We start from the raw sequence: 8,856 nt of genomic DNA, 5'->3' as shown, positions 1-8,856 counted from the left end.
CCGACACATCACCCTGGCCATGCTCGCCCACACCTACCTCGCCGTCACAGCTGCCATCGCCCCAAAAGCATTGGCAGCGGCCTCATCTCGCTCACCCTCGGCGAAATCAGACGTCTACTGGCACACGTGATCACCCGCCATACTCGCCGCACCGCCATCTGGCGACGGTCAACCTGGCGACGCCGCCACCAATACCGGGCAATGCAAGCCCACTACCAGCGCCGACACCGATTACATAACTAAGTGCGGCTGGAGTATTAGGGCGCGTCCAGGGATATCGAGCAAGGTGATGGGTGCGGCCGATCTGCCCGCCGGTGACGGTGGGGTGGCGAAGCCGAAGAAGAAGGGGAGGCTCCGAGATTGCCGGAAGGGGCCCCTCGGAATCGTGGAGCCCCTTTGCCGGTTTCAGATACAGGCCAGGGCGCGGCGCCCCGTCCGGGTCAGCCCAGTTTCGGCAACACGGTGACGCCGTTGGACTTTGCGGCGTCCAGCTTCTGCGGGTCCATGTCGAGCAGTTTCAGGATGGACGGCGCGATCTGGGTGGTGTTGACGTTGTCGCCGATGACCGCCTTCGCGGTGCCCGGGCCGGTGACGACCAGCGGCACGTCACGGTCGGCCGGGTTGGCGCCACCGTGCTCGGCGATCTTGCTCTTACCGCCGGTGAACACTGTGCCAACCTGCGCGACGCCGACCAGGTCGGGGTGGCGCGGGTCGGACGGGCTGACGCCGAAGTAGGCGGCGGCGTCGGTGCCGGCGTGGACCGCGGTCAGGCCCGAGGCCGTGTACGGCTTGGCATTGCCGTTGATGTCGTTACCGGTGCCCTTGTTGGCCAGCAGCCACTGCTTGGCGAAGTCGGCGGCTGCCTGCGAGCGGTCGTTCAGCCACAGCAGCATCGCGTCGTCGGTGGTGAACGCGACCAGGTTCTGGCTGGCGTTCGGGTTCTTGGCCTTCCAGGCGGCGTTCAGGGCGCTGATGATCGGGCCGTCATCGATACGGGTCAGGTCGCTCGGCTTGGTCGGCGACTGGCCGTGCTTGGCCGACAGGATGAAGGTGGTGTTCTTGTCCTCGCCCCTGGCCTTCAACTCGGAGACCATCTTGCCCAGCTGGGTGTCGACGTAGTCCAGCGCGCCCTTCAGCAGCGGGCCGGGGGTCACGCCGTCGGCCTGGTAACCACCGGTCACGCCGTCCGAGGCCGGCAGCTTCTGGCCGGTCGAAACGCTCTGGAAGTTCATACCGAAGATGGCAGGCTCGCCGACCTGCTTGGTGTGGCTGTGGTCATAACCGTCGATCTCGTTGATGACGGCCTGCACCTTGTACGAGTCGTACTGCTGGGTCAGCTTATTGTCCTGCGTCCAGTCGTCACCCGCGATCGGCGCGTCGGAGTTGATCTCCGGGGCGAACAGGTCATCGATGGCGTTGCCCGACTTGCCATCCAGGATGGAGTAGGCCGGATGCTTGTCGGACCAGGCGGTGACCTTGCCTGCGGCGTGGATGATGTCGAAGACCGAGTTCACCATCAGGTACTGGTTCGGTGCGATCGGCTTGCAGGTTTTCGGGTCGACCGGCTCGGCGGCCGGGTTCAGCAGCGTCTGCGGCTTCCCGGTCATCGCCAGGATGTTGCCGGGCAGGCCGGACAGGCCCTGACCGGCGTCCAGAGCCTTCTGATTCTTATCCTCGGCCTCGGTCATCGCGACCTCGGCCCCCGGCGCAGTGCCGGTGCACTTGGTAGTGCCGGCCGGGAACAGGCTGTGGTTGAACGTGTCGTCGTAGTAGACACCGGACTGCCCCGCGGTCGCGCCGGTGAACTGCGCGACCATACCCGGGAACGAGTCGGACGGATTGGTCGTGTGCGCGCTGGTGTACTGCAGACCGCTGCCGATCAGGGCCGCCATGGTCGACTTCGGGTTGTTGGCGACATACCAGGCCAGGTCCGCCTGGTGCAGACCGTCGACCGAGACCAGCAGCACATGCTTACCGCTATCGGCCGTGCCCGGGGCCGTCGCCGTGGTCGTCGCGGAGGCCGCGGCTGTTGCCGGGGTGGAGGCCGTGGGCGTTGCGGAGGCCGTGGGCGTTGCGGAGGGCGTTGCCGTTGCTGGGGCGGAGGCCGTGGGCATTGCCGCTGTCGGGGCCTCCGTCGGGGCGGCCGCGGCAACGCCGGTGGTGGTGCAGGCCAGCACTGCCGCACCGGCGGCCGCGATGGTACGCATCTTCTTGCGGGACACAATTCCTCCTCATCATGCGACGGCACCCTCTGGTATCGCCGCGAGGGGTATTCATATCCACCTGGAATGAACAAACAGGTACGCCCGACACAATTGGTTCTAAATGGAATTTTCAGGAAAGTGAACAGTGGACATTTTACTAGTTCCATCCAAAAGTCGTCGAAACGGCCCGGGTTCGAACGCTTTGATCGCGGAAATATGCTGATAACAAACTTGCTGTTGGCACGGCATTCGCGTGGAGTACCTGAAACGCCAGTGACCTACTTCGGACATTCGCACCGTCGGACCAAAGGGAGCTGTTCACCTTGCGTACGTTTTCTGCGAACCGCGGCACACCATGACCGAACCGGTACTCACCTCGATGGCGCCGCGGCCGTCGGAGTCGGTCCACTCGGACCGGGCCGGGGGCCGCCGCCGAGTTGGACGGAGTGGAGGTTCGATGCCTGCTCGGAGGCGGAGTGCGGCGGATGTTCTGGGCCGAACAGCGGGCCTCGAGGGGCGCGAAGCGGGCAGCGAAGCGTCCCCCGGCGTTGCTGTAGCACAGGCACAGTGCCGGATCCGTGTCGATCCACGTTAGCGGCGAGCCCGACAGCAGCGGATACGCCGGTGATCGCGGCTCGGAATACTGTAGCGGCTGGGGCGGGTCCACAGTTCGCCGCCGAGGTCGAACGGCTTGTCGTGGCGGCACGGGAGGATCGCGCCGCGGAGGTGTTCGTCGCTGCGGCGTTCGGCCGGGCACGACAGGAACATCCGTGGCGACAACTCCGGAACCGTCAACCTCACAAGTTGACCAGGGAGATCGGTGTCCGACTTTCGTGCGCACGGTCACGCACAGCGGATCCAGGGTGACTCGGTGTTGCGCGATCGGCCGAACTCTCGGACGGAGGCCGCATCCTTCCAAGGATTCACCTAGAAAAGTCCCGCAGACTGGGCTCTGTGAAAATGGTTCGGCGGCTTGGTGCCGTTGCGGTGCTCAACGTCATGTGGGTGACCGATCTGTTCGTGCTCGGCCACGGTTTCGACGACCTGGCCGCGCCGGGCGGGCTGCTGACTGTGCTGGGCAGGCTCACTGGGCTCTACGGGGCGCTGGCTTTGCTCGCACAGGTCGTGCTGGTCGCGCGCCTGCCGTGGCTGGAGGCACCACTGGGCATGGACCGGCTGACCGCGTGGCACCGGTGGAGCGGGTTTTGGGTGCTGTGGTTGGTGATCGCACATGTCGTGTTCATCGCGTTGGGCTACGCCGGCCAGGACGGCAGCCCGGTCACCGCTGAGATCGGCACTTTGGTGTTCGACACCGAGGATGTTGGCAAGGCGACGGTCGCGGTGGTGCTGCTGGTCGCGGTCGGGCTCACCTCGGCCCGCCGTGCTCGTCGGCGGCTGCGGTACGAGTCGTGGCATGTGGTGCACCTGGGCGCCTACCTGGCGGTCGTGCTGGGGTTCCTGCACCAGGTGACCCTCGGGCAGGACTTCATCGGATCCCCGCTGGGCCGGCTGTACTGGTGGTCGCTGTATGGCCTGGCGCTGGGCGCGGTGCTGGTGACGCGGGTGGGATTGCCCGTGTGGCGCAACCTCCGGCACCGGCTGCGGGTTGTGTCGGTGGTGCGCGAGAGCGGCGACGTCGTCACGATCTGGATCGGAGGACACCGCCTTGACCAGTTGCCGGCCCGCGCCGGGCAGTTCTTCCTGTGGCGGTTCGCCGGGCGCTGGTGGGAGGCGCACCCGTTCTCGCTGTCGGCAATGCCAGACGGGGAGTTCCTGCGGATCACGGTTAAGGCGCTCGGTGATGGAAGCGCCTGGCTGCAGCGGATCCGGCCCGGCACGAGGGTGTTCGCCGAAGGCCCGTACGGCGCGTTCACCGCCCAGCGGCGGACGCGGAACAAGGTGCTGCTGGTCGCCGGCGGTGTGGGGGTGACTCCGATCCGTGCCCTGCTGGAGGAGTTCGCCCACGCCGGCGACGATCTCGTTGTGATCTACCGGGCGAGCATGCCGGAGGGCGCGGTGCTGGCCGCCGAACTGCGGGCGCTGGCGCGATGGTGCCGCGCACGCCTGCATGTGGTGACTGGGCCGTCCACAATGGTGGGCCGTCATGGCCCGGTGATGGGCCCGCGGCACATCCTGGCGATGGCGCCGGACGTGCGAGAACGCGACATCTACCTGTGCGGGCCGCCAGGCATGACCGATGCCGTGCGACGCACCCTGGGCGAGCTCGGTGTGGACGCCGCCCAACTGCACACCGAACGCTTCGCTTTCGCAGCCTGAAGGAGGAGATCATGCGCCGCGCCCTCGCCGTTCTCGTGCTCGTCATCGCCGGATTCGCCCCACTGCTGCGTTACCACCCGGGCAGCGGGGCCGAGCCGGCGACTGGTGTGGCCGCCGGGCCGGCGCCGGCTCCCACCGGTTCCGCGAACGCGCGCGCGCCGGCTGGCTCGCGAACGGTCAACGGGTCGGTCGTGGACACCGGGTACGGCCCGTACCAGGTGCAGGTCACCATCACCGGTACCGCGATCACCGACGTCCGGCTGATCACCCAACCGGACGATGGGCACAGCCGGCGTATCGCGAACCGCGCCGCGCCCACCCTTCGGAGCGAGGCACTGCAAGCCCAAAACGCGCACATAGACACGGTCTCGGGCGCGACCGCCACCAGCGAGGCCTATGCGCAGTCGTTGCAGGCCGCGCTGGACGCGGAGGGGAATTGAGGTGCGCCGCGTCGAGCACATCATGGGGATGCCGATCTCGGTGGAGGTCGCTGATCCCGAGGCCGCGGACCTGGTGTTCGGCTGGCTGCGCGAGGTGGACCGCCGGTTCAGTCCCTTTCGCCCGGACAGCGAGGTCTGCCGTGGCGAGCACAGTGCCGAACTGGCGGGGATCCTCCGACTGTGCGCCGAGTACGAGCGCCGCAGCGACGGCGCGTTCCGCGCTCGCCTGCCTGGGCGCCAGCTCGACCCGTGCGGTGTGGTCAAGGGCTGGGCCGTGCAGCGCGCCGCCGATCTGCTACGCGCCCGCGGACTGACCGCGTTCTGCCTGAACGCCGGGGGCGACATCGTCACCGCCGGCCGCGCCTGGAAGGTGGGTATCCGCCACCCCGACCAGGCTCATCAGGTGTGCGCGGTCCTCGAGGTTACCGACGGGGCGGTGGCCACCTCGGGCACCTACGAGCGCGGCGCGCACATCGTGGATGGGCGCACCGGGTTGCCGGTGCTGGACCTGGTCAGCCTCACCGTGGTCGCCGACGATCTGACCACTGCCGACGTCGTGTCGACGGCGGCGTTCGCACTGGGTGCGGAGGGCATCGCGTGGGCCGACGCCCAGCCCGGCTGCCTGGTGTTCGCCGTCGACGCGGACCGGCGGGTGCATCGATCCGCGGGACTGGCGAGAATGCTCAGGTGAGCGAACCCGAGATCCCCCGGCTGCTGCTGGTCGAGGACGACCCGCAACTGCTCGCGATGCTCGAGACCCTGCTCACCGAGGAGGGCTACCGGGTCGACACAGCCGCGGACGGCCAGCGCGGCCTGCACCTCGGCCTCAGCCGCGAGTACGACGTCGTGGTTCTGGACCGTGGCCTGCCCGCGATAGAGGGGCTGGACCTGCTGACCCGGCTACGGGTCCGCGGGGTCATCACGCCGACTTTGATCCTGTCGGCGCTGGGCAACCCTGCCGACCGGGTCGCGGGGCTGGACGCCGGTGCCGAGGACTACCTCGGCAAGCCCTTCGACATCGACGAGCTGCTCGCCCGGCTGCGCGCGCTGCGGCGTCGTCACCTGGACACCGCCCGCTCTCTGCCCGTGCCGGGCGGTCGGCTCGAGCTCGACGGCCGCCGCGTTGTCCGTGAGCAGGGCGCGCCGGAGCGGCTGTCCGAACGGGAGTGCGATCTGCTGGCCACGCTGGCGGCCCGGCCTGGCGCTGTCTTCGCACGGCGTCAGCTACTCACGATGGTGTTCGACGAGGCGGAAAGCGAGGCGGTGGTCGACACCTACGTCCACTACCTGCGCCGCAAACTGGGTCGGGCCGTGATCGACACCGTGCGGGGCCGCGGTTACCAGCTCGGGCGGGGCCGATGAGGCGGCGTCGGGCCGACTCGGCCGACGCTCGCCTGATCCGGGGGACGATGCTGCGCATCGGGTTGCAGTCGGCCGCCGCTGTGCTGGTCACCGTGGTCCTGCTGAGCGCGGCGGCGATCCTGGTCGTCCTGCACACCCAGCACGACGACCAGAACACGCTCCTGGGCACCGCGATCGCGCAGGCCGACGACGTGACGGACCCGCCAGCGGGGACGTGGCTCGTGCTGAGACGGGACGGAAGGACGCAGGCCAGCCCCGGCCTCCCGCCCGGCCTGCCCGACCACGAGGCGCTCGACCAGGTACAGGTGGACGGGATCAGCCGCACCGCCGACATCCACGCCCATCTCCGCGAGTACCGGGTCCGCACCGAGCGGCACAGCGACGAGGTGGTCCAGGCTGCGATGGACCTGAGCCAGGCCCATCGCGAGCGCAGCCGCCTCGTCGAAGCGCTGCTTGTCACCGGTGGCGCGGGGCTGGTGCTGGCGGCGCTCACCGGCGCCTGGGTCGCCCGCCGCGCGGTGACTCCGCTTGTCGGCGCGCTCGCCCTGCAGCGGCGATTCGTCGCGGACGCCGGTCACGAGCTGCGCACCCCGCTGACCCTGCTGAGCACCCGCGCCCAGATGCTGCGCCGCCGCCTGCGCGGCCACCCGGCCGAGCCCGATGTGGACGGACTCGTCACCGACGCGAGCCAGCTGGCTGCCATACTCGACGACCTGCTGCTGGCCGCCGACCCGCGGCAGGAGGTGCCGCGCCAGCCCGTCGACCTGACCGAGTTGCTACGGGAGGCCGTGGCCGCGGCACAACCCACGGCCGAGGAGAAGGGCGTGCAACTGGACCTGGCGGACCAACCGGTGCGCGTGCGCGGGTTCGACGCCGGGTTACGGCGAGCGATCAACGCGTTGCTGGACAACGGGATCCGGCACGCCCACAGTCTCGTGGAGGTAACTCTCCAACGCCATGGCCATCAGGTGCGGATCGACGTCACCGACGACGGACCCGGCATCGACGCCGAAATCCTGCCCACCCTGTTCACACGGTTCGCCTCGGCACCCACCGAGACCGCGCCCGGACAGCGCCGCAGGTACGGCCTCGGGCTCTCCCTGGTCAGCGAAATCGCCGCACGTCACGGAGGCTCCGTCTCCGCGCGCAACGGCGGACACGGAGGCGCGACGTTGTCCATGCAGCTCCCGATCGGCATGTCAGATGCGCGATAACGGCAACCGTGATGACAATGTGCACGGACGCGTCCGGTGACGGCATGATCACGATGACCACGGTGTGCGGGGTGGCCGAGGTGTCGCAGCGCAGCGGGCCACCTCAGCGTGAGCGGACAGACATCGTCGATGACCTGCTGCTGGCCGCCGCCGCGGAACATGAGCCCGACCGCACCGAACCGGTCGACCTGGCGGCACTGTGCCAGGAGGTGGCCGACAGGATCGCCGCGCACGCCACCTCCCGAGGCATCGAGGTCACAGTCACTGCCCCATCGGGCCCGGCGGTGGTCGACGGCGTGCGGCCGGCCTTGTGCCGGGCTGTGTTCGCCCTGGTCGATAATGCCCTGCAACACGAAAAGCGCGGCGGCACAATCACTATCGAGATAGCCCGGGACGTGAACGAGGTCGCGGTGACGGTGCGCGACACCGGCACCGGCCTCGATCCCCGCGACGCCGAACGCCTGTTCCGTCGGTTTGCCCACGGCGACGGACACCGCGCCGGGACTCGTTCGTACGGTATCGGGCTGGCCTTGGTGCACGCCGTCGTCGACGCGCACCAGGGTCGTATCACCGTCGACGGCGCACCCTGGTGTGGCACCGCGTTCGCTATCACGCTGCCCGCCGGCCACCAACAATGATCTTGTCTCCGAGAATTCTCCAAGAATCGGCTCCTAGGCTCCGAGTTGATCACAGCACGTGAACCACCTCGTCAGGAGCTGCCAACAGCATGGGACCCACCGTCGTCAATGGGCTGCCCGCCCACGTCCTGCTCGTCCATTTCGTGGTCGTCCTGGTACCGCTGGCGTCCCTACTGCTCACGCTCGCAGTGTGCTGGCCGACCGCCCGGGTGCGGCTCGGATTCCTCACCCCGCTGATCGCCTTCATCGCCATGGTGGCAGTGCCGCTGACCAGCCATTCGGGCGAGTGGCTCGCCCACCGTGTTTACCGCGATCCGCTGATCCTGCAGCATATGCATCTCGGCGACGAGCTGCTGATCTGGTCGGCGGCGACCTTCCTGCTGGCCGCCGTGTGGTGGGGGTTGCACAGTGACCGCGTGATGCGTCGGCTCCGGCCTCGACTGCCCCGCATCGACGCTCTTACCGCCAGCCGGGCGGTCGCGGTCACCCTCGCGGTAGTGGCCGTCGTCGTGGCGGTCGGCGCGGTGGTGCAGGTCTACCGCATTGGCGACAGTGGCGCGCAGGCCGCCTGGCACGGCCGCGTCCCCACCGGTCAGTCCGAGGCCACGCCCGGCCTGCGCTGACCACTCCGTGCGCGGGCACCGCTGCGCGGTCCGAACGAGTCCAAAGGAGTTGCCATGGCCGACGCCGTTGACATTCTTCGCCGCCGATCGGACTGTTT

Annotated in this window: 8 protein-coding genes and 1 pseudogene; 8 read left to right on the top strand and 1 reads right to left on the bottom strand. The window is 68.7% G+C overall.

Annotated features, from left to right (window positions below):
• Positions 1 to 130 (top strand): annotated as a pseudogene (locus NM2_RS53615) (IS701 family transposase); the annotation flags it as partial.
• 310 nt (positions 131 to 440) lie between these two features.
• Here NM2_RS53615 and NM2_RS46515 read toward each other — a convergent pair.
• A complete protein-coding gene (locus tag NM2_RS46515) occupies positions 441 to 2,222 on the bottom strand; it encodes an alkaline phosphatase family protein (protein WP_218026137.1) in 1,782 nt (593 codons plus the stop codon).
• A 942-nt stretch (positions 2,223 to 3,164) separates the two neighbouring features.
• Between NM2_RS46515 and NM2_RS46510 the strand changes: the two genes are divergently transcribed.
• The 7 genes from NM2_RS46510 to NM2_RS46480 all read left to right on the top strand — a co-directional run bounded on the left by NM2_RS46510 (position 3,165) and on the right by NM2_RS46480 (position 8,758).
• Positions 3,165 to 4,481, top strand: a complete 1,317-nt coding sequence (locus NM2_RS46510) for a ferredoxin reductase family protein (protein ID WP_067684124.1) — start codon at positions 3,165 to 3,167, stop codon at positions 4,479 to 4,481.
• Positions 4,482 to 4,492: 11 nt separating this feature from the next.
• On the top strand, positions 4,493 to 4,921 hold the full coding sequence (locus NM2_RS46505; RefSeq protein WP_067684120.1) for an FMN-binding protein: 429 nt from the start codon (positions 4,493 to 4,495) through the stop codon (positions 4,919 to 4,921).
• 1 nt (position 4,922) lies between these two features.
• A complete protein-coding gene (locus NM2_RS46500) occupies positions 4,923 to 5,612 on the top strand; it encodes an FAD:protein FMN transferase (RefSeq protein ID WP_157122074.1) in 690 nt (229 codons plus the stop codon).
• Positions 5,609 to 6,283 carry a response regulator transcription factor gene (locus tag NM2_RS46495; RefSeq protein WP_245718587.1) on the top strand — a complete coding sequence of 225 codons (675 nt, stop codon included), beginning with the start codon at positions 5,609 to 5,611 and terminating at the stop codon, positions 6,281 to 6,283. Before NM2_RS46500 ends, NM2_RS46495 begins: the two co-directional genes overlap by 4 nt.
• Positions 6,280 to 7,497 carry a sensor histidine kinase gene (locus NM2_RS46490; RefSeq protein WP_084532410.1) on the top strand — a complete coding sequence of 406 codons (1,218 nt, stop codon included), beginning with the start codon at positions 6,280 to 6,282 and terminating at the stop codon, positions 7,495 to 7,497. The genes NM2_RS46495 and NM2_RS46490 overlap by 4 nt, the downstream gene beginning before the upstream one ends.
• A 71-nt stretch (positions 7,498 to 7,568) precedes the next feature.
• A complete protein-coding gene (locus tag NM2_RS46485) occupies positions 7,569 to 8,135 on the top strand; it encodes a sensor histidine kinase (RefSeq protein ID WP_169816377.1) in 567 nt (188 codons plus the stop codon).
• Positions 8,136 to 8,224: 89 nt separating this feature from the next.
• On the top strand, positions 8,225 to 8,758 hold the full coding sequence (locus NM2_RS46480; RefSeq protein WP_067684106.1) for a DUF2231 domain-containing protein: 534 nt from the start codon (positions 8,225 to 8,227) through the stop codon (positions 8,756 to 8,758).
• Positions 8,759 to 8,856 lie beyond the last annotated feature (98 nt).

It is taken from the genome of Nocardia miyunensis NBRC 108239, from assembly GCF_001613065.1.
GTDB lineage: Bacteria > Actinomycetota > Actinomycetes > Mycobacteriales > Mycobacteriaceae > Nocardia > Nocardia miyunensis.
The sequence above is the reverse complement of the archived record's forward strand: the minus strand, read 5'-3'. Positions and strand labels throughout refer to the sequence as shown.

What these genes read in the sequence shown, in the direction of transcription:
- NM2_RS46505 (WP_067684120.1), top strand. Translation starts at nt 4,493, where the DNA reads ATGCGCCGCGCCCTCGCCGTTCTCGTGCTCGTCATCGCCGGATTCGCC.
- NM2_RS46480 (WP_067684106.1), top strand. Translation starts at nt 8,225, where the DNA reads ATGGGACCCACCGTCGTCAATGGGCTGCCCGCCCACGTCCTGCTCGTC.
- NM2_RS46490 (WP_084532410.1), top strand. Translation starts at nt 6,280, where the DNA reads ATGAGGCGGCGTCGGGCCGACTCGGCCGACGCTCGCCTGATCCGGGGG.
- NM2_RS46510 (WP_067684124.1), top strand. Translation starts at nt 3,165, where the DNA reads ATGGTTCGGCGGCTTGGTGCCGTTGCGGTGCTCAACGTCATGTGGGTG.